The organism is Paenibacillus uliginis N3/975 (genome assembly GCF_900177425.1).
In the GTDB taxonomy this organism is placed as follows: Bacteria; Bacillota; Bacilli; order Paenibacillales; family Paenibacillaceae; genus Paenibacillus_AQ; species Paenibacillus_AQ uliginis.
The window spans coordinates 2,310,613-2,332,324 of record NZ_LT840184.1; the positions used below are offsets into that span (position 1 = coordinate 2,310,613).

Here is a 21,712-nt window from a genome sequence, read left to right on the forward strand (position 1 = left end):
GAGAACCTTTCGGTCCTTCTGGACCCTGAGAACCCTTCGGTCCTTCTGGACCACGAGGACCTTTTGGTCCTTCTGGCCCTCGAGAACCCGTTGGTCCTTCTGGACCTTGTGAACCTTGAGGCCCCTGAGGCCCCTGAGGCCCTTGAGGCCCTTGCAAGCCTTGCGGCCCTTCTGGACCACGAGCACCTTGTGAACCCTGAGGCCCTTGGGGTCCTTGCAGTACTTGAGGCTTTAAAGTTCGAGTAAAACAGTATAGCCTAACTCTTCTTGGAGGGCGACACTTTTTCCTCCTTTTAATGGTATAAGATTTTCTGCTACATTTATTTTTAGTTCTTTTTTTTCTTGAGGTAATGGATTTCACCCGTGTAATCACCTCCTCAGTATACGTTTATTTAACATATGTGGTTGAACGTTTAGATGAGTGGACATCTACCTGTCTTATAGAGGGGATGTAGCTATGTTTATGTTCAACAGATCGATGTAGTTGAAAAAAAAGTAATTATGTCGGAAGCAAATTAAAAATATGAATCATTTACTATTATTGGCTATCGTTTCTGCCATTGATTAAAAAAACAAAAGAAAGGAGTGAGAACATGCCAGTTATCAAGCCGGTATTTAATGCAGTCGCCACTGCTCCCGTAGCAACTGGAGGAACAATTAGTACTTCGGTGACGCCTGAAGTAACACGTTACTTTGCTTCAATCACTGCTGATATGATAGGTGCAGTTTCAACAACGATGCCTGCAACTAGCTTTGTAGATGATGCAAATGCAGCGATTACCGCATTTCCAGCCTTAACAGGGTCCGATTATTCCAATGTTTATATCAATGGAGTGCTGCAGCAAAGCTCTATCGGAACACTTACGACTGCCCAGTTGGTTCTGGATACTACAGAAGTTCCAGCAGGTGTTCCGATTCTTGTGGAAATTTCTAGTTTTGCGGACACAACATCAACAATAACAACACAGCCGACGATTTCTGCACCAATTATTACTATTAGTTAAGCGTAAGGGCTGTCCCATAAGTATATGATTCATCAACAATGGAGACAGCTCTTGCATTTTTTCAAAAGAATGAACTTATGTCTGTTGCGTTTACATAAAGGGCTAGAGAGATAGTTTGTGAGTATCTCTCTTATAAAACGAGGAATCTACGTTATTCTACGATTTCATTCCAAAAAAATATTATTGGGTAAAATGAGCAGGAAAATGCTATTGAAGGAAAGAAAGATCTTTCATATAGCTATCGTAAACTGTCTGTTACGCAGGATGAGATCGATACGATTCATTAGTCATCACAAAAAGGATATTATGCGACCCAGCCTAAGAATGTATCCAACAGGAGAGTAATCTGGTCGAGAATTATTACGACCTTGGCTCGAATTGACATGTAGGGGAGGATAAAAAATTTGAACAGCGAGCGATTGAGCGTTACGGCAATGTCGGAAGATGGAAGTAGCGAATCGGTTCGGGAAATCGAAGCCTCAGAAGGTAGAGAGTCCTTGAAAGGCGCTGTAGGATCGACCGATATGCATTATGTAGTAGAGAACTTATTTGATGATTATAAGAGAGTTGATTATAACGAAATTGTTCAGATGGCGGAGAAAACATGGAGAGGAAATGCATGGAAGGGTGACCGTGCAAGTGCACAGCTGGTATTATGGTCGACTAACCAAGGACAGGAGCAAGTTACCTTATCCGTAGGAGATTTGAAAGGGGACAACAATCATAATATTGACGGCTCCCGAATATCTGTTCACTTTGTGAAATCGACCAAAGCTGCAAGAGGAAATCCCTCACAGGGGAATCCGCAGGAGATCATACCGGATATTCTGGGTTCTACAGATCCTGTAAACATCGAACCCTTCAGCGTACAGCCCATTTGGATTTCCATTGATGTTCCAAAAGACGCAGCAGCTGGATGGTACAAGGGTCATGTGACCGCAGCCTCGGCATCCGGTGACAGCGTGAGCTTCAACTTTGAGCTGGAAGTGCTTGATTTGACCTTGCCAGATGTAAAAGATTGGGGCTTTTTTCTTGATTTATGGCAAAATCCGTATGCCGTAGCCAGGGTGAACAATATATCGTCAGATCAGCTGTGGACAAAAGCTCATTTTGATTCCATGAAACCGCATTATGAAATGTTGGCTGCAGCCGGTCAAAAAGTAATTACAACCACCGTAACCTATGATCCCTGGAATGCACAAACGTATGATATCTATGACACGATGGTGAAATGGACGAAAAAAGCTGACGGCACTTATGAGTTTGATTTTGATATATTCGATAAGTGGGTTCAGTTCATGATGGATCTGGGAATCAATAAACAGATTGATGCCTACAGCATGGTGTCATGGGCAAGTAAAATTAAATATTATGATGAATTACAGAATCAAGAAATCACTGAAATCGTATCGGTCACCGATCCCAGCTGGTCCGGTATGTGGCGAGCTTTCCTGGAGGCATTCGTGCCTCATCTGGAGGAAAAAGGATGGTTGGATATTACGTACATGGCGAATGATGAACGCTCGTTAGACGAAATGATCAAGGCCGTGGATTTAATTGAAGAAGTGTCCGGAGGCAGACTGAAAGTGTCGGCCGCCATGAACTACAATAATCTGAACGATCCGAGACTGGATCGCATACATAATATTTCTGTAGGACTTATCTACATTGAGCACGACAGTAAACAATTATACTCGGTATCCGAACACCGGAGATCACTCGGGTTAATCACTACCATCTATAACTGCGTAGGACATTATCCGAACAGCTTTATCCGTTCTAATCCTGCAGAATCGGTATGGGTTATATGGTATACGATGCGCCACAAAACAGATGGTTATCTGAGGTGGGCCTTCGACTCCTTTGTTGAGAATCCGTTCGAAACGACCGACTTTAAAACATGGGAATCAGGGGATTCAGCCCAGGTGTATCCGGGGGTATTAAGCACTGTTAGATTTGAACGGATGAAGGAAGGAATCCGGGATGCTATTAAGGTAAATTACATCACAGAACAAGATAGTGCTTTGGGTGAAGCCATTGAAAAGGAGATTTGGAAGATGGAAGCCGTCGGTTTCGCAGTTGATCCTTATAATGGTGTAAAAGATCCGGGCAAGGTTAATATTCCCCAAACGGTAAACCGGTTGAAGGCTGTTTTGGATGACGCATCCAAACAGTTGATCGGTGCAGTTCATTAGCCTGAGGATTCGGTTGGAAAGCAAGAGGCTTCAGATCATGAAATTATAACGGGCCATCCGAGAATGTATCCTCGGGTGGTCCGTTTGTTTCTTCCTTCCGCTTATTTCATTCTTTTTTAACGGTTTAGAGGGTTTTTGTCCTCTGTTCTCGAATCCGTAACATAATCAGTTAATGGCGGTGAAAATATGAAACGTTAATTTGTCATGACAAATCTTATGAATCGTATAATCAGGAGGTCAAATATATGCTACTAGATAAAGAGACTTGGATTGTTGAAGCAACAATTACCGATATGCAACAAGCGATGGGGAATGGCTGGATCACTTCAGAAGAAATAGTTCAGTTATATATAGATCGCATAGACCAATATGATCCGAAGCTCCGTTCTATCCTTGAGGTCAATCCGGATGCTGCCGAGATTGCCAGAAGCCTTGATATGGAACGTCGGGAAAAAGGAAGCCGGGGCAAGCTGCACGGAATACCGATCGTGCTAAAAGATAATATTGATACAGGTGACCGTATGCACACGAGCGCTGGGTCGCTTGCATTGGCTGATTCATATGCTTCTGAGGATTCTTTTGTTGCCGCTAAACTGAGGTCTGCTGGGGCAGTGCTGCTCGGAAAGGCCAATATGACCGAATGGGCCAATTTTATGTCAACGACCATGTGGGCAGGCTACAGTTCGCGTGGAGGACTGGTGTTAAATCCGTATGGTCCCGGAGATTTATTCATTGGCGGATCAAGCTCGGGCCCAGCAGCGGCAGCGGCGGCTAACTTGTGCGCAGCTGCCATAGGCACCGAAACATCCGGCTCCATCATTAGTCCGGCTAGTCAGACTTGCCTTGTCGGAATCAAGCCAACGGTTGGTTTAGTCAGCCGTACCGGAATCATTCCGATCACATACACACAGGACTCTCCTGGACCGATGACGAGAACGGTTAGCGATGCGGCCATTATCCTTAGTGCATTAACAGGCGTGGATGACCGTGATGAGAAGACGCTGGCAAGTGCGGTGCATGTGAATCAGGACTATACGGCGTATTTGGATGAAGACTATTTGAAGCAGGCACGAATAGGAATTCCCCGCCATTATTACAAGGATTTGGACAAGGACAGACTCGAGGTCATTGAGGCAGCCATAGAGGTATTGAAGGAGCAGGGGGCAACCATCATTGATCCGGTAGACCTTCCAAGCCAAGAAACACAATGGGATTCGGTCGTTCTTAAGTATGAATTTAAAAAGTACCTCAATGATTATTTAGGCAAACTGGAAAAATCCATTCCTGTGCATTCATTGGCGGACGTGATCGCTTTTAATGAAGAGCATGCTGACAAAGCTCTGAAATATGGGCAAAATCTCATGATTATGTGTGAAGAAACGAACGGTACACTTACAGAGCAGGAGTATTTGGACAGTATCAAGCAGAATTTGGAGCTTGCAGGTGAGCAAGGGATCGATTTTGTTTTAAGAGAATACCAGTTAGATGCGATTATGTTTCTGGGAGATGAAGACTGCAACGATCTTGCTGCTCAAATGGGTTATCCGGCTATCACCGTTCCCGGCGGTTATGCGCAGGAAGGAGTTGTTACATCTGACGGTTACAACACAAAGGGACCGCAGGGTGTTACCTTTGTAGGAACTGCTTTCAGTGAGCCTACATTATTCAAGCTTGCTTATGGTTACGAGCAGGCAACCAAGCATCGCAAACCTCCCGTTATGGATCCGTCGTGTTAATGATTCTCCAATAATGGGGAATAGTTAAGTAGGACAGCACGATACGAGTTAACAGTAACATCAAGAGAGAGGGGAGAAGTTGTATGAAACGCAATTTACAGCATGTTCCGTACGGCTACGAGCCACCAAAAGAAGGAGTTAAAGGAACCTTAATATATTATGATATATTTGAAAATGCCCGGGAGTCGGACTTGGATATAGCACTTGGGCTGCTGGAAAGCCAGTCTTTTGCCAAGCTGGTTCTATATCCGCTGCATGAAGAGACCGTAAAACGGATGTCGAAGGAGCCAGCCAGTGCATTTTATAAACGAGAAAAGCCGTTGGTTGCATGGACAGAGGAGTTAAACCGCCGCAATGTCATTGTAGAGTCGTGGGAAGGGAAGCGTAAAAAATATACCCCGATTGATGCGGCGCTTCGTCATCTGACAGATAAATACCAGGCACCACATTTTATTTATATGTCGCCGGAGATGGCTAATGTTTTTGCTTCCTTTTCTTCATTCGAGGAATGGATCGTTAAGTTGAGACTTATATTGTCGTCGAAGCCGGAACAGGTTCATTCGCGCCTTGAGAAGTTCAGCCATCGCTGGGATTCAGTAGAGGAAGTACAAGCTCGAAAAAGCTAGTCTATTTTTGATCCAATGATGTACCGAAAAGAGCCTTGAATTTGATTCAAGGCTCTTTTTAGTGTTCACATCACTGGGAGCAATGAAATCGGATTGACGGGCAGAACAAGAATCGAAACTTTAGTAAAATCTGGAGTGAAAGCGAACATAACCTTACAAAAAATTAAGTTTGGCGTAAGCTGTATCGATACTTCCGATAGGAGGTGCGGATTAAAATGTAACTCAGGACGTGAAATACATCAGACTGAAAGGGAGTTTATGTTGAAACGAATAGATACGCTTGATTATATACGGGGATTTGCTTTAGTCGGCATTATTTTTATTAATATATACCAAATGGTTCCGTATTTTTTTGACCCGAGTGCGACGGACTTTCTTAGTATTATAGATCGTAACATCAGAACATTTATTAACAATGCGGTGTACCAACGTTTTTACACGATATTCAGCTTTCTGTTCGGCATCGGTTTTTATTTATTTATAACACGGGCAAGGGCGAGAGGGGAAAAGGCCAACATTCTGTTTGTCCGCAGACTGATCGTATTATTTGTTATCGGTTTTATTCATCATCAGTTCCAGCCAGGAGAAGCCTTAGTTATGTATTCGATACTGGGTTTTCTGTTATTGCCGTTATATCGTTTAAAGTCTAAGGTGAACTTTGGGATTGCGATTGTGTTGTGGATTCCAGCTCTATGGCTGGGGGCTATAGGATCAACGATCGTTATGTTTATACTAGGCTTGGCTGTGGGTCAGAGCAGAGTCTTTGAGAACATTCACCAACATAAGAAGATTTTTAGAATCATGCAAGTTCTCTCCTTGCTGCTTATTCCTCTGGCTCTGTGGGCTCAAGAACAGATTATCTCTCATACGGGATATGTGGACATTGGAATGACTGTAGGCGGCTTGGTGCTCGACGTGTTCTACGTGACTACGTTAACTCTTCTTCTGGAACGTACTTCGGTTCAGAAATGGCTGATGCCTCTTAACAAATTAGGCAGAATGGCATTAACCAATTACCTGATGCAGACTGTCATTATTTTAAGTTTAAATGCCCTGTTTGATTTAGAAAATAACGTCTTCTACATGACGCTTGCATCCATTGCAGCAGGTATTCTGATCTTTCAAATGGTGTTCAGTTCCATCTGGTTAAAAAAATTCACGATGGGGCCGATGGAGCTGCTGTGGAGAATTGGAACATATGGAAAAGTACCTGATCAATACAAGAGAACATCCAGGGTGTAGCTGCTATTTCATTCCAAGCTCTGTTCCAGATTTCTTCAACGGTTTCCTCAGGTGTCAACTTCGATGTGTCCAGCCATAAACCGATATGGGGTGATGTCCTTCTCTCTAGGTACCTTAACAGCCGCTTAACATGCTTACGAGAAATTTATAAAAATTCAATGTCTGTTAAGATCGTGTTTTTGCTGCCATAAGGTTCCAGGTTTATACTGTTGCTATAGATATGGGAAGGTGCTGGATTGGAGAAAAATATAAAAAAATACAAACATTCAATCCGGCAATAAATTTTTACATTGGAGGATATGTTCATGTTACAAAAAGTATTTATAGAAGATATACCAGCTTTAATGATGATAGGGCAGCACAGCCAAATCTATCAAAACATGAGTGAAGAACTTCAATCTATTGTAACTTTTGACCAATTCAAGTCGATGAGCGACGAATACATACAAGGTGTAATTTCATTTCAGGTGGATTTGAAGAGTAATTTCGATGGAATCACAATAATGAACTGGATCGACGATAGTGGTTTGAAGGGGATTCAAGCTGCTATGGATGGCTCGGGGACGATAGTCGGCCTTTTGTTGTGTCCGCTTGAAAGGTTTCCGGAGACCGATCAACAACAGACCGAGACGACATTCAAGCTTCCTTTTCGAGGGGAGTGGTTTGTGTTTTGGGGAGGCCATCACGTGATGAACAACTATCATTACGAACATGAAAGTCAGCGTTATGCGGTGGATTTGGTACAGATTAAGGATGGGTACACGCATCAGGGTGATTTAATGTACAATGAAAGCTATTATGCATTTGGTCAAGATATAATAGCCGCAGCTGAAGGTAAAGTTTTAATGTCGGAAAATGATATTGCGGACAATACTGCGGTAGGTGTTACGAACGAGGATCAGCCTATGGGTAATTACGTAATTATTGATCATGGGAATAGCGAATACAGTATATACGCCCATCTGAAACAGGGTTCTGTTATAGTGAAAGCGGGAGATCAGGTGAGCCAAGGTGATCTGATCGGATTATGCGGCAACTCAGGTAACTCTACGGAAGCCCACTTGCATTTTCAGGTATCAGACAATCCTGATCTTTTTGAAGACGGATCGATGTCCTTGAACATTAAGTGGGAACAGGAAGCAGCTGTTATACGGGGCAATACGTTAGATGGTGGGAAGTAGACTGCGATTAGAAAGATAGCGAAAAAAAAGATTATACTATGCTGGTGCCGATCATAAATCGGGCCAGTTTTTTTGTATAAGGCCAGCTTTCTCGAGTGCCACTATGTGATGCCGTATCACGCTTTGGGGGCTCATCAAAAGAATATATTATGCGATATATGATATTTGATTATTTACAATAGTGTGTGGCATACAGTATGATAACAATAGGAGTTGATCATATGACTGAAGTGAATGAAATCATCAATGGTTTAATGCAGGAGCTGCGGCGTGGAACGATTATTCTCGGTGTCTTAAGCCAACTTTCAGAGCCTCAATACGGATACTCACTTGTATCTGTTCTAGAGGAAAAGGGAATCAGTGTAGATCCCGGAACATTGTATCCGCTTCTTCGCAGGTTGGAGAAGCAACAACTCTTAGAGAGTCATTGGGATACCAACGAAGCACGCCCGCGAAAATACTATTCACTTTCCCCTTTAGGTCAGACAGTGTACCAACAGCTTTGCGTTGAATGGAGAAATATGATCAACAGTCTGGAAGGCTTAATTGATCATGGAGGAGGATAAGACATGGAGCTTATAAAAAAGTATGTTTATGCGGTAACACAAAAGCTGCCTGCACAACAAAGAGTGGATATTGAGAAGGAATTGAACGGTCTGATCGAAGATATGTTAGACGAACGGACTCAGGGCGCGCCGGTACAAGAAAGCGACGTGGAAGAAGTTCTGATTGAACTCGGTGACCCATCTTCCTTAGCAGACAAATATCGGGGGAAGGAACGTTTTTTAATCAGTCCGGAACGGTTTGACCCTTATCTGTCTGTTCTTAAGATCGTGTTGGTTTCAGTTGCGATTGCAATAAGCGTTGGATTTGTCATCGATTTTTTTATGGGTCCGGTCAATATAGCAAAACAGTTTGCAGAATACTTGGCTTCCTTGTTTTCCGCAATTATTCAGGGCTTTGCTTGGGTAACAATCGTGTTTATTTTGATTGAACACCGGGGGAATCGCACTTCAGATAACAGAACGAAAAAGCCGTGGAGACCATCCGATTTGCCGTCTATTCCTGATCCCAAAACCGTAATTAAGCCAATAGAACCAATTCTCGGAATTATTTTTTCAGTTGTATTCCTTATACTGTTTGCCTATATGCTGAACCTAGTTGGAGTACATCGGTTCTATGACGGTCAATCTACAGTAATACCCGTGTTCAACGAAGAGGTATTCCGTAAATACATTCCGTTTATTTGGGTGCTGACAGCGATTGGTATCCTCAGGGATTGTATGAAAATGATTACGAGAAAGTGGACCCGACAAATCGTTGTTTTTCATCTGTTTTTTAATGTAATGTCCCTGATTTTCACTTTGATCATGTTTACAGACCCATCCATTTGGAACCCTCAGTTTATGAATGAGCTAGTGCAGGCAGGTGCTATTACAGAAGGCAGTGAGGGTTTTCAAACGGTTAGTACGATCTGGGATCGTTCAAGGGAAGGGCTTATTTATGTCATCGCACTCATCACAGTAATTGATTCCATTGCAACAGGTATGAAGCTTTATCGCATTAAATGATCGATCCATTAAGAATATGGGTGAAAGGTAAAGGCCTCTTCGTCAAGAAGGAGGCCTTTTGTATGTTTTCAGGGTTATTATACCAATTCATTCTTTTTGCGAAGATAAAAATACAGAACAGCACACGTAGCTGAGCACAGAAGAGCAAGTATAGCAATAAAGCCATAACCTGCTTGAAGCCCTAGCACGGAACTTTCCGCTGCTCCCCGGCTGGATTGGAAGAACGCACGCACTCCGTCGATAATACCCCCAATGAGCAGATTACCAATGACACTGGCAATTCCCATTAGCGTAACGGTAAACGTAATTGCTGAGTCGGTGCTGCTGGGGTAGCGTTTGGCCAAAAGAGCCATGACCGTCGGATAGATTGGCGCAATCCCGATACCTGCCACTGCGAATAAAATAGCACCTTCCTGACCGATCAGAATTGCAGCAAGACTGCATAGTCCCGAAAAGGCGGATAACAGCATGATCGAGAGTGTATAACCGATTTTGTCTGTGACTGGCCCCAGAAAAAGACGTGACAACATAAAAAAGAGAAAGAAGATAGACAGCATCCCTGAAGCGGAATCAAGAGACCAGCCATAGGCTTTTTCCAAATAGTAAACGAGCCAGCCTCCTACAGCCAATTCCGAAACTACTCCGAAAGACAAAATAGCGACGATCAGCCAAGCGATCTTATCCTTAAAGAATTGCTTAAGTGGGATTCGGTCCTCAGCCTTTAGGTCATCACTTGGAAACTTGCCAATGACAGAAGGAATAATGGGCAGCAACGAAAGAGACAGCATGATCAAATACATACCGCGCCAACCAAGCTCGCCGCCAAATACATTCCATCCCATCATGGAGGAGGCGATAATCGGTGCTATCGTGGAGCTAAGCCCATAGAAGAAATGGGACAAATTCATCATCGTGCCTGTATTTTTCGTGAAGATACGGGCAGCCATAATGGCCAGTCCGATCTCGAGCATACCGTTGCCTATGTACATAAGAAAATAGGATGCCGACAAAAATGCATAACTCGTTGATGAATACATCAGCACCCCGGAAACGGTCATAGAGCTGAAAGCTAGAATTCCGGTCCATTTGATGCCAATCCGTGCGGATAGTATACCCGTGAACGAACAAGCAATCAGGTAACCAAGAGAATTGAAGGCGAGTAATAATCCGAGCTGCATTTCATCAAGCTGGAACTCGGACTGCATCCGAGGAATCGCAGGTCCCTTAATGTTCTCGGAGAAGCCAAAGATGAGAAAGCCACCAAATACAACAAGTAACAATATAAAATAGTTCAGTTTAGGACGTTCCCGCATTTTGATCTTAGATGAATTTTCCAAACCGTAAACCCTCCGTAATGATTTCTGAAGAAATTATAAAAATAATACTACCGCAAATCGGGATAATGAAATACATAATTTTCATCAATCCATAGTCGATTTGTGATTGAGATCAATAAAATTTATTAAAGCAAGAATATTCACGAAAAATAATTGACGAAAATGTGGCTTAATTGTGTCTAAATTATGTACAACGGTGGTATAATAAGGTATGATTAATTGTAAGCACTTTCATTCAATGGATTAATTCACACAGATTGGAGTGTATTTATTATGAACTATCAAATCAAATATGCCACCCGTATGAAAGAAGTTATTTTCGTTTCCTTGGTATTCAGTATCATCATGTTCCAGATCGGGGTTTGGTCCCAGCAATCGTTCCCGGTGCTGTTCTACGCTCAGATGGCAGTGAACGTCATCATGGTGATCGCACTCATTGTGGAATTATACGCCAGAATGGTAAGACGAGGTGTTGAAATTCAAAGCGACTCTAATGTAATTCGTATTCATGGAGAGATCATAAAGGCTGAAGACATTGAGGTTATCCGGGTTTCAGGCTGCCGAAGTGCAGCATTCAGCTTTAAGCTAAAGGGGAAGAAAAGTCCGTGGGTTCGGAGCACATTTAAATTTATGGATGCCAATTGTGAAGGAATCCGTGAAATTTTAAAATGGGCCGAGTCACACAACATTGAGGTTCTTAAGATCGGACCTCAATCCCAGATGGTTACTGTGTAGATCAGACGCAAGTAAAAAGACTTTGACCCGTTGTAAAGCGGTCAAAGTCTTTTTGCGTTTATTTTTCAATATGTTCTTCAAACCAGCGGACGATATGGCTTAGTCGTCTTACGCGAAGGTGCGGGTGACCGGCTCGGGACAAATTGTGGTCCGCGCCAGGAAAACGGACAAATTGAGTATCTTTGCCCAGTCGCTTTAGCGCCACAAACAACTGCTCACCTTGCTCAATCGGGCAGCGCAGATCCTGCTCTCCATGAAGGATGAGAAGAGGAGTACGAATATCCTTCACATAAGCGATAGGGGAATGCTTCCAGAGCTTCTCTAGATCATCCCAAGGGTTGCTCCAAATTTGATCTTCAGTGAAGTAATATCCAATATCACTCACCCCATAAAAGGATATCCAGTTCGATATGGAGCGCTGAGTAACGGCTGCTTTAAAGCGGTCTGTATGACCAACAATCCAGTTGGTCATGAAGCCTCCATAGCTGCCGCCTGTTACACCGAGACGTGTTTCATCTACATAAGTGTATGTCTTCAGTACATAATCCACTGCTTCCATGAGATCCTGATAGTCTCTTCCGCCGTAATCACCGCGGACCGTATTCACATGAACCTGTCCGTAGCCATGTCCACCTCGGGGATTTGTATAGAAGACAGCATAACCTGCGGCAGCAAGCAGCTGGAATTCATGCATAAAGGTATGGCCATACATTACTTGAGGACCACCGTGAATTTCCAAAATGGCTGGAACCTTAGAGCCTTCCTTGAAATTTGCTGGCTTCATCATCCATCCCTGAATCGGCCAGCCATCTGAAGTTTCAAACGTGAACACTTCCGGTTCGCTGAGCTCAAGCTCTGCCCATAACTCTTCATTGCAGCGGGTCAAGCGGTTCTCTTCACTGTTGGTTCGGTTGTATGTAAACAAATCACCTGGCTGCAAAGGATCTGCGGCTGCAAATACGATGTTCTCGTCTTGCGTCAGAGCGAACTGGTAAATCTCACGGTCCCCGCTGACCTCTACATGATGCTCCGAACCATCCAATGCAAAGCGTCCAATATGAACACCGCCATTACGGCTGAGCTGTACGTAGACATATCGCCCATCTTGGCTGAACAAAGGCGCTGTTCCGGCTCCAGAACGCATATCGCTGACACAGCTGTGACCGAGCTGAACATCAATATCATCGTACAGTGCGCGATATAATCCGCCGTTTGTAGGTATCAGATAGATTCTGGTCAGGGTAGCAAATCCATGGGACAAGTCATCTGCCAGCATGAGAATGGAATTTCCATCCGGTGTGTATGTTATGGAATCAATCGATAATTTTCCGTCCGTCATTTGTCTAGTCGACTTGCCTTCACGACCTACAATAAACAGATCACTCGTAAGCCTCAAATCAGGATTCTGATAATCTTCGGATGAAATTTTAGCGGTATAGGCAATATCTTGTCCATCCGTTGACCAGGCAAAGGAAAATACATCAAATGTTCCGGAAGTAAGTTGAGTACAATGCTCCGTTGAGAGGTCCCACAGGAAAAGATGACTTCTACGGCCATTCCATAACCCGCCGCCATCGGCTTTAAATTTAATGCGATCTATCGTTTTTTCCTCAGGCATTTTAGGCTGATCAGCTTTTTCGTTTCCAAGTTCCAGTTCTTCCCCATCAGCTGTTTCAGCTTTGAGCAGTAAAGATTCTCCATCTGGAGACCATTTAAATGCGCTGACTCCATGCTCAACATTTGTGATTACGCGCGCTTCGCCGCCATCAGCGGGAATGATCCATACTTGTCGTGCGTCTTCATGTTTTCGAAGAAAAGCGATACGGGAACCGTTTGGTGACCAAGCCGGTGCAGCATCTTGTTCTCCCGCCGTAAAAGGAATATCACGGCTTCCATCTGCATCCATCAGGCGAATATGGGAGCGATAACCGTCATGCTTATCGCTGACTGTTTTTGAGACGTACGCTATCGCGCCGCTTTGTTGAGAGACGACCGGATCATTCACCCAGTGCATACGGTGCAAGTCTTCGGCGGTAATGACACGTTTTTCACTCATGCTAAAATCCCCCTAAATATGATATGTGTAGATAAATAGAAAATAAATACTATCCCACATTATCCCAGAGAAAAGAACAAAAATCCATCCATATGTATAGAAAAACCAACTGCTTAATCAGCAGCTGGTCAATTATGAGGCCTTTATGAAAGGTGACTTGATTAGCTTAACTGCTGCATCCGCCTCCGCAGCTGCTGCAGGATGAACCGCCACTGCAGGAGGAACCTCCGTCGCAGCCTGAAGTATTGCTGTCATGATCATGCCGGTCATCATTGCCGGAAGTGCACGCAGTACCGGAATATACAGCTGCTCCATCTTTCTTGATCATTTCGGCATCTGGAACCATATGACGTGTAAAATCATCTGGATCATTCCATGAAAAAAAGACAGCGGATGCAAGCAGGATCTCGGGATGATGGTAATTCACTTTGTGTTGATTGACAGGACGCCTAATTGAGGTATCAATCCGCTCCTGTAATCCTGTTAGTACCGCATCGATAGCCTTGTGGGCTTCACTGGAATGTTCATACGTCCAAGCGTTGAATCGTCTATCTGCTGGTAGGGAGCCTGACTTGTACTGATACGGCTCCATCTCATGTCTTGGTACAGGATTTCGAAAGAATGGTCCCCATAGCAGAGCACTTTGTGGCGTCCATCCAAACAGTTCAACATAAACGAGGTCAAACCATGCTCTTTCCCCGGGTATAGGTACCGCTTCAGCAGCATTAGGGCTGTGATGAAGCATTCTTCCAAGAAAGCGTTCTGAGAATCGTTGGTATTCCTGTGTATACATCAGCATCTCATGCCACAACTCATCTACCGCCTTACTGAACATGGGCACTCGATCAAGAACAGCACAAAGAATGAAGAACCGTTGTAGCTCAAGCCATCGCCATTCGTACTCACGTTCGGAGATGCCTGGATGCTCAGACATCATTCTCTGTCTTAATGCATCTTTGAAGCTTGCAGGAATCGATTGTTTCAGTTTGTTAGCCAGATCTACCGCTGGGCTGTCTACTCTGACCAGATCAGGTGGTGGAGGAGCATTCCGCAACCTACGGGTAATATTTAACCTTGAGCGGGATCGTACTTCTTTCAGACTTTTACGTAAAAACAGGCTGATCGAAGCCAAGCTGAACACGACCATGATAATGAGAATTATAATAAGACCTTTGCTCATATCGTTATGTCCTTTCTTAAGGGCTTTAGTGCATTATCACAAATTTATACATTTTATGCAAAACGTTTTGAAAAATGGTTAGCATGTTTCCTTGACCTGAAATGCTTTTCATGAATTATGCTTGATAGGTGACTCAAATATGAGGAGGAAATAAATATGGACAAAAAACTAGTTTTTTTTGATATAGACGGGACTCTATTGGACTATGATAAAAAGGTGCCCTTGTCAACAAAGGAAGCGATTCATGAATTAAAGGCAAACGGACATGAGGTTGCAATTGCGACGGGGCGGCCTCCGTTTCTGTTTAAGGAGCTACGGGAAGAGCTAGGTATCGATTCTTATGTCAGCTTAAACGGTCAGTATGTTGTTTATAAAGGAAACCTGGTTTACAGCAATCCGATCCCGCCTGAGGTTCTTCATTCACTTAATGAATATGCTGTAAGCTTGGATCAACCGATCATTTATACCAGTGAAGAAAATACGAAAATGAACATGACTTACCATAAGCGCGTTGAAGCCAGCTATGCCCCACATAAATTACCTATACCGGAATGTGATCCCGACTACTATTTGGGCAGACATATTTATCAGGCGGCTCTCTTTTGTACTAAAGAGGAAGAGACATCATATATCGTGAAATTCGATGATCTGCTCCGGCTTGTGCGGTGGGATGAAGTGGGCGTTGACGTAATTCCGAACGGAGGCTCCAAAGCAGCTGGAATCGAGAAGTTTATTCAGCATCTCGGTTATAAGCGAGAAGAGGTTATTGCTTTCGGAGACAATCTGAACGATCTGGAAATGCTGCAATTCGTCGGCCATGGTGTGGCAATGGGAAACGCGGACTCCGTAGTCAAGGAAGTAGCCAGATATGTAACAAAGGATGTCGATCAGGACGGCATTATGCATGGACTCCGGCAGCTCGGTTTACTGTCCGTTGACAGCGCCGTAGTATAGCTAGGTTTTCTGGATCCTTTGTACATGTTATATTTAGGTAAAATGAAGGATGAAGGAGAGAAATCTCGTGCACAGCCATCTAATAACATACTGTTTAGCCAAAAAAGGAGCTGCAGAAGACTACCCATTCGGTCCATCTCCGCTCGTCATGAAGGTCGGGGGTAAAATGTTTGCACTGATCTCCAAACCTGAAGAGAACGGGTTTACCCATATAGCATTAAAGTGTGATCCGGAAATCGCTGAGAATCTTCGGGAACAGCATGCTGCCGTTCAGCCCGGCTATCATTTGAACAAGAAACATTGGAACACTATCATCTGTGACGGCTCCTTAACGAATTCAGATATGCAGGATATGATTGATCACTCCTACGAGCTGGTTTTTAAAAGTCTTCCAAAATCTATGCGAGATTCGATTAGTGCGGTGATTTAAACAAGGGTATCGCATTGGTATATGATATATGGATTCGATTTAAGAAGCGAGGAGCCATTCATAATGCTTAAAGGTTGGAAATTTTCTGTGCTGGGTATCGTTATCGTTGGAATTGCCGCAGCGGTTGTGCCACAGTTCGGACTGATTGACTATGGAAGATCTGTTTCTTTGTTCATTTTGTTCGTTTTGTTTGTAGCGGCGCTGGAAATTATGGAACGGCTTGGCAAACGAAAAAAAGGTTAAAAATTCATCTACAATTAAAGGTGCGCCCCTCAGCAAAACGTGATATATTAAGAAAAAGTCACTATGTGTAACTGGCGTAACATGGAATACCATGAGGGAGCACATAGATAACAGCCGTACGCCTGGGCAGAGGTAAGGAGATTCCATAGGATCTCCTTACCTCTTTGTGTTTCTATAAACATAAATTGTCGAAAGGGCTGATCACATGAGCAAGGAAACGTTGATTTTGGATGGCAATCAAGTGGCGAACAGCATTAAAGAAGCATTGAAAGAGCGTGTGAAAAGATTGGTTCAGGAAGGGACAACACCTTGCCTGGCGACGGTCTTGGTCGGAGATGACCCTGCTTCGGAAACGTATGTCCGTATGAAGGGCAACGCATGCAAGAGGCTGGGGATTGACTCCAAGCGTGTGGTATTGGATCAGATGACTTCTACTGAACAGTTAATCCATGTAATAAATGAGCTGAATAACGACCCTTCTGTGCACGGGATTTTGCTGCAGCATCCTGTGCCGCATCACATTGATGAGCGGGCCGCGTTTGAAGCGATTTCGATTGAAAAAGACGTAGATGGTGTAACAATGCTCGGTTTTGCTCAAAATGCGTTTGGTCAGGCTCTATTTCCTTCCTGCACGCCTGCAGCGATTATGGCAATTATGGATGCTTACCACATTCCGATTGAAGGAAAGCATGCGGTTGTCGTTGGGAGAAGTCCGATCCTCGGCAAACCGGTATCTATGATGCTTCTGAACCGGAATGCAACGGTAACAATTTGCCATTCCAGAACACAAAATTTGGATCACCTGGTGTCACAAGGTGATATCGTGGTGGCAGCGGTCGGAAAACCGAACTTCATACAGGGAGATTGGATTAAACCGGGTGCTGTAATTATGGATGCCGGTTATAACGAAGGAAATATCGGAGATTGCGATTATGAAGCTTGCTTCCCGCATGCAAGTGCAATTACCCCAGTTCCGGGCGGAGTAGGACCTGTTACGATTGCAACACTGCTGAAACATACGGTTGATGCCGCTGAAAGATCGATGAAAGCATAAGTTTGAGCGCAAGTTGAGAGGGCAGTCCCAAAAGTGATTTTTAATTAATATCAGGGACAGTACGATTCGTACGCGTAGCGTCTTCAGTTAATCATTTTATGCTCTGCCCCGGTGTCTGAAATTTGTTATGCATGCGTTTACTATGATATTATGCACCTGACGATGGTTGAGGCTTGATTTTTGTATCATTATTCTCGAACTAACTTATAAGGAGGGTGAATATGGAGTGGTTAGCTGTACAACCCTATTATAAGATTCAAAGGGAAGTTGGAAGTACGGAACAAGTGATGTATGAGGATCATCGGACGTTATATTTGTATCGCGATAAGATCGTAACACATTATCGTGAATTTCCCGTCGCAGATGTGTTTGACCTATCTTTCCGTCAGATGGGGGATGTAGGGGGTTTTTTATACCTGCACACGAAGCTTGGAGTTTATTCTTATACTGTAAAGGAAGACCCATCCGGATTCATTGGAGCCTTTAAAAGTTTAAAACAATGAATAGTAAAGTGATAAAAATCGTCAGCGCATAGCTGGCGTTTTTTTTATCTTACGGGGTCTGTAAAGATCGCACGGTCCAGTAAATAACTGGACTAATGTCGGGAATGAAGACTTGGCTCAAGCAGGTTCCCAGAATATGCCTGTTTTTATAAACTGATAACACCAAAATGAATTGCAAGAATTTGCAAGGTAATTGTTGTCAGGAGGATTTGCATTGGGATGAAGGGGATGTCATATCCGAGATTCGCCGTATATTCCTATTCGGCAGCTTTTCTCTGGACGGCTGCATATTTCTCCCTCGGTATGTTTGTGTTCGGGGATAATTAGTCAGCCGAACGTTGAATTATACGGATATATTCACGTGGACGAAAGGATTGGGTTCCTATATCCGTTTCCAATGTGTTGATTGTGTTTATATTATACTTGGGACTGTGTGGTGCATACTTTGGTTCCGGGTAGTGTAAACGGTTGACATGCCAGTCCAGCACAGCGGCCCCCAGCACAAGTAAAGCGAACAAAATACAGCATACTGTAATCTTTCGGACGATCATTCTAATCACTCCTCACTTAAGAGTGATGCCCACTTAGTGTATTTTCATTCACAATACCTTTGACAAAAGTATTATTCATAGGCTATACTGATTCACAGTTTGAGATGTGTTTATTTTTGAGTTAATAACTACATATGGAAATAACCGGAGGAGCCTGCCAACAGCAGGCTCTTTTTGTGTTTTTTTGGTCTTACGAATTTTTGATTGGTAATACTGAGAAAAGATTAACATATTGGGGTTAAGGAGGAATCAACTTGTCGCTGCTTCATGTCGCCATTATGGCACCTATTATTTTTGCCGTTCTGGTACCTCTTATTTACAAGTTTACGAAACGTATTCACACAGGATGGTTTGTCCTTCCTGTACCGGTCATCTTATTTGTTTATTTCCTAAGCAGAATTCCTTCTGTACAGGAAGGTGAGGGAGTGCTCTCAAGCTTACCGTGGATACCTTCCCTGGGCATCAATTTTACGGTATACCTGGATGGGCTCAGCCTTTTGTTCGCCCTGTTGATTACCGGAATCGGCTTACTTGTCATTCTATATTCTGTCTTTTATATGGATAAGAACAAGGAAGCGATTCATCGGTTTTATGTATACCTGCTTCTGTTCATGGGTGCGATGCTTGGTGTCGTTTTGTCCGATAATGTGATGGTTCTTTACGGATTTTGGGAGTTGACGAGCGTTTCATCCTTTCTGCTGATTGCTTTCTGGTATTCCCGTGAACGATCAAGATACGGAGCTCTGAAATCGATGCTCATTACAGTATTCGGCGGTCTTGCCATGTTTACTGGCTTCCTGATGCTTTCTATTATGTCCGGAAGCATGAGCGTAAGGGAGATCATTGGTCAGGTCTCTGAAATGACAGATCATACATTATTTATTCCCGCCATGATTTTGATTCTGCTTGGCGCCTTTACGAAATCGGCCCAGTTTCCGTTTCATATTTGGCTGCCGGATGCGATGGAAGCACCGACTCCAGTCAGCGCCTATCTTCACTCGGCAACAATGGTTAAAGCAGGGCTTTATTTGGTTGCACGCTTTAGTCCGGTGTTTGCCGGGCAGGCGGAATGGTTCTGGCTGGTTACAGTTGTCGGCCTTACTACGTTGATTTACGGATCCATCCGGGCCATTAAGCAGACTGATCTAAAGGCACTGCTTGCGTTTTCAACGATAAGCCAGCTCGGTCTGATTATGAGTTTGCTCGGGCTTGGCTCGGCTGCCGCTTTTTATTCCGGGAGTCCCGAATCTCTGATTTACACGAAAGCAACGACAGCCGCTATTTTTCACTTGATAAACCATGCCACCTTTAAAGGTGCGCTGTTTATGGTGGTTGGTATTGTCGACCACGAAACCGGAACGCGTGATATCCGGAAGCTTGGTGGTCTGATGGCACTGATGCCAATCACATTTACGGTGGCTGCTATTGGGGCTTTCTCCATGGCCGGGTTACCGCCGTTCAACGGATTTTTGAGTAAAGAAATGTTCTTTACGGCCGTTCTCCATGTAACGGAAATGGATTTCTGGAATGTACAGACTTGGGGCGTACTCATTCCTGTTGTGGCTTGGATCGCGAGCGTATTCACATTCCTGTACAGCATGATTTTGGTGTTCAAGACTTTCACAGGCAAACTGCAACCGGCCAAGCTGGATAAGAAGCCGCATGAGGCGCCTCTTGGAATGCTGATACCGCCAGTGATTTTGGCATCACTTGCCGTTGTATTCGGTTTGTTCCCAAACCTGCTGTCCTACTCACTTATTGAACCGGCGATGGCTGCCATTATGCCAGATATGCTCGCACCAGGCGAGAAATTCATGGTGAAGATCGAGTTCTGGCACGGGTGGACAACCGAGATTTTTATGACGATAGGCATTATCGTGCTGGGGACGATTCTGTACAAGTTTTATGGAAGACTTCGTCTGCTCAATCGCCCATTATTCAACCGGGTTACGTTTAACCGGATATACGACCGGGGATTAAATTCTCTTGAACAGGGCGGGAAAAAGCTGACAGGTAGCTATATGACCGGGTCTATTCGGCACTACATGATTTATATTTTTGGGTTTATGATCTTACTTTTAGGATATGCCATGGTGTATTCGGATGGGATCAAGATTAATATTTCACAATACGCTCCGATATCGTTCTACGAATCGATCGTCATTATCGTGCTTGTGATATCGGTTCTTGCGCTTCCATTTGTCCGCTCACGTCTAGTTGCCATTATTTTGACAGGCATGTCGGGCTATATGGTCACATTGTTCTTTGTATTGTTTCGGGCGCCGGACTTGGCTCTTACACAGATGGTTGTGGAGACAGTCTCCGTTATGCTGTTCCTGCTGTGCTTCTATCATCTGCCGAAACTCAAGAAGGAGCATGTTCCACTGAGATTCAAGTGGACCAATGCGCTAATCTCGATCGGTGTAGGCGTTGTGGTGACACTCATTGCTTTGGGAGCAACCAGCGGCAGAATGTTTGAACCTATTTCAGACTTCTTCTTGAAAGAAAGCTATACGTCAGCTGGAGGTAAAAATGTCGTCAACGTCATTCTAGTAGATTTCCGTGGATTTGATACGATGCTAGAAATCACGGTGTTATGTATTGCAGCTTTGGGTATCTATGCCATGATCAAGATCGATCCGGGCGATGCCATTCTGGGGCAACGGGAGATGAGACAGGATATCCTCTTACCGAAAAGCAACGACGTAATACTGAAAACGATCTCGAAAGTGGTCATCTTTATCGTCTTGACGTTTGCTCTTTATTTATTCCTTGCCGGACACAACAGCACAGGTGGAGGCTTCGTCGGGGGACTAATGACTGCCTCAGCGTTGGTGCTACTTTCGATGGCCTTTGGTATGAATGTAAGCCAGAAAATGATTCCGGTAAACTTCAGAACGGTCACGGCTATAGGCCTTCTTTTGGCGTATTTTACAGGTATGGGATCCTTCCTGTTCGACATGCCGTTCCTCAGTCATGCTTTCGGGCATTTTGAACTGCCGCTGCTGGGAGATACTGAGCTTGCTACCGCTCTGCTGTTCGATATGGGTGTATATTTGGCAGTTGTAGGAGTCACCATGACGATCATTTATTCAATTGGGAGGGACAACTAGC

20 protein-coding genes and 1 riboswitch are annotated in these 21,712 nt (G+C 44.0%); of the genes, 16 read left to right on the top strand and 4 right to left on the bottom strand.

Features of this window, described 5'->3' with window-relative positions; all coding sequences use genetic code 11:
- From B9N86_RS30625 to B9N86_RS11015, 9 genes are all read left to right on the top strand, one after another.
- On the top strand, positions 1-246 hold a 246-nt coding region (locus B9N86_RS30625; RefSeq protein WP_280174983.1), incomplete at its 5' end, for a hypothetical protein.
- A gap of 347 nt (positions 247-593) precedes the next feature.
- Complete coding sequence (locus tag B9N86_RS10980) at positions 594-1,004, top strand: DUF4183 domain-containing protein (RefSeq protein WP_208919260.1); 411 nt, start codon at positions 594-596, stop codon at positions 1,002-1,004.
- 404 nt (positions 1,005-1,408) lie between these two features.
- On the top strand, positions 1,409-3,199 hold the full coding sequence (locus B9N86_RS10985; protein ID WP_208919261.1) for a DUF4091 domain-containing protein: 1,791 nt from the start codon (positions 1,409-1,411) through the stop codon (positions 3,197-3,199).
- Between the two features lie 245 nt (positions 3,200-3,444).
- Positions 3,445-4,935, top strand: a complete 1,491-nt coding sequence (locus B9N86_RS10990; RefSeq protein ID WP_208919262.1) for an amidase family protein — start codon at positions 3,445-3,447, stop codon at positions 4,933-4,935.
- Between the two features lie 83 nt (positions 4,936-5,018).
- Positions 5,019-5,561: a hypothetical protein gene (locus B9N86_RS10995; protein WP_208919263.1), complete on the top strand. Its 543-nt coding sequence runs from the start codon at positions 5,019-5,021 to the stop codon at positions 5,559-5,561.
- 258 nt (positions 5,562-5,819) lie between these two features.
- Positions 5,820-6,803 carry a DUF418 domain-containing protein gene (locus B9N86_RS11000; RefSeq protein WP_208919264.1) on the top strand — a complete coding sequence of 328 codons (984 nt, stop codon included), beginning with the start codon at positions 5,820-5,822 and terminating at the stop codon, positions 6,801-6,803.
- 305 nt (positions 6,804-7,108) lie between these two features.
- Positions 7,109-7,984: a M23 family metallopeptidase gene (locus tag B9N86_RS11005; protein WP_208919265.1), complete on the top strand. Its 876-nt coding sequence runs from the start codon at positions 7,109-7,111 to the stop codon at positions 7,982-7,984.
- A 221-nt stretch (positions 7,985-8,205) separates the two neighbouring features.
- Positions 8,206-8,550, top strand: a complete 345-nt coding sequence (locus tag B9N86_RS11010; protein ID WP_208919266.1) for a PadR family transcriptional regulator — start codon at positions 8,206-8,208, stop codon at positions 8,548-8,550.
- A gap of 3 nt (positions 8,551-8,553) precedes the next feature.
- Positions 8,554-9,555, top strand: coding sequence for an HAAS signaling domain-containing protein (locus tag B9N86_RS11015; RefSeq protein WP_208919267.1), 1,002 nt, complete (start codon positions 8,554-8,556; stop codon positions 9,553-9,555).
- A gap of 77 nt (positions 9,556-9,632) precedes the next feature.
- On the opposite strand, the gene B9N86_RS11020 is transcribed toward B9N86_RS11015, so the two are convergent.
- Positions 9,633-10,868, bottom strand: coding sequence for an MFS transporter (locus tag B9N86_RS11020; RefSeq protein WP_208920217.1), 1,236 nt, complete (start codon positions 10,866-10,868; stop codon positions 9,633-9,635).
- 297 nt (positions 10,869-11,165) lie between these two features.
- Between B9N86_RS11020 and B9N86_RS11025 the strand changes: the two genes are divergently transcribed.
- Complete coding sequence (locus B9N86_RS11025) at positions 11,166-11,627, top strand: hypothetical protein (protein WP_208919268.1); 462 nt, start codon at positions 11,166-11,168, stop codon at positions 11,625-11,627.
- Between the two features lie 58 nt (positions 11,628-11,685).
- On the opposite strand, the gene B9N86_RS11030 is transcribed toward B9N86_RS11025, so the two are convergent.
- Both B9N86_RS11030 and B9N86_RS11035 read right to left on the bottom strand, forming a co-directional pair.
- Positions 11,686-13,683, bottom strand: a complete 1,998-nt coding sequence (locus tag B9N86_RS11030) for a S9 family peptidase (RefSeq protein WP_208919269.1) — start codon at positions 13,681-13,683, stop codon at positions 11,686-11,688.
- Positions 13,684-13,849: 166 nt separating this feature from the next.
- Positions 13,850-14,863: a glycine-rich domain-containing protein gene (locus tag B9N86_RS11035; protein ID WP_208919270.1), complete on the bottom strand. Its 1,014-nt coding sequence runs from the start codon at positions 14,861-14,863 to the stop codon at positions 13,850-13,852.
- A 156-nt stretch (positions 14,864-15,019) separates the two neighbouring features.
- On the opposite strand from B9N86_RS11035, the gene B9N86_RS11040 reads away from it, so the two are divergent.
- From B9N86_RS11040 to B9N86_RS11060, 5 genes are all read left to right on the top strand, one after another.
- Positions 15,020-15,817, top strand: a complete 798-nt coding sequence (locus B9N86_RS11040; RefSeq protein ID WP_208919271.1) for a Cof-type HAD-IIB family hydrolase — start codon at positions 15,020-15,022, stop codon at positions 15,815-15,817.
- 67 nt (positions 15,818-15,884) lie between these two features.
- Complete coding sequence (locus tag B9N86_RS11045) at positions 15,885-16,247, top strand: MmcQ/YjbR family DNA-binding protein (protein WP_208919272.1); 363 nt, start codon at positions 15,885-15,887, stop codon at positions 16,245-16,247.
- A gap of 63 nt (positions 16,248-16,310) precedes the next feature.
- Complete coding sequence (locus B9N86_RS11050; RefSeq protein ID WP_208919273.1) at positions 16,311-16,490, top strand: hypothetical protein; 180 nt, start codon at positions 16,311-16,313, stop codon at positions 16,488-16,490.
- 57 nt (positions 16,491-16,547) lie between these two features.
- Positions 16,548-16,625, top strand: a riboswitch (ZMP/ZTP riboswitch).
- A 70-nt stretch (positions 16,626-16,695) separates the two neighbouring features.
- Positions 16,696-17,544: a bifunctional 5,10-methylenetetrahydrofolate dehydrogenase/5,10-methenyltetrahydrofolate cyclohydrolase gene (locus tag B9N86_RS11055; RefSeq protein WP_208919274.1), complete on the top strand. Its 849-nt coding sequence runs from the start codon at positions 16,696-16,698 to the stop codon at positions 17,542-17,544.
- Positions 17,545-17,765: 221 nt separating this feature from the next.
- Positions 17,766-18,047, top strand: coding sequence for a hypothetical protein (locus B9N86_RS11060; protein WP_208919275.1), 282 nt, complete (start codon positions 17,766-17,768; stop codon positions 18,045-18,047).
- A gap of 323 nt (positions 18,048-18,370) precedes the next feature.
- On the opposite strand, the gene B9N86_RS11065 is transcribed toward B9N86_RS11060, so the two are convergent.
- On the bottom strand, positions 18,371-18,598 hold the full coding sequence (locus B9N86_RS11065) for a hypothetical protein (protein ID WP_208919276.1): 228 nt from the start codon (positions 18,596-18,598) through the stop codon (positions 18,371-18,373).
- A 254-nt stretch (positions 18,599-18,852) separates the two neighbouring features.
- On the opposite strand from B9N86_RS11065, the gene B9N86_RS11070 reads away from it, so the two are divergent.
- The gene (locus B9N86_RS11070; RefSeq protein WP_208919277.1) at positions 18,853-21,711 is read left to right on the top strand and encodes a Na+/H+ antiporter subunit A; all 2,859 of its coding nucleotides are present in this window, start codon (positions 18,853-18,855) and stop codon (positions 21,709-21,711) included.
- Position 21,712: the final 1 nt, after the last annotated feature.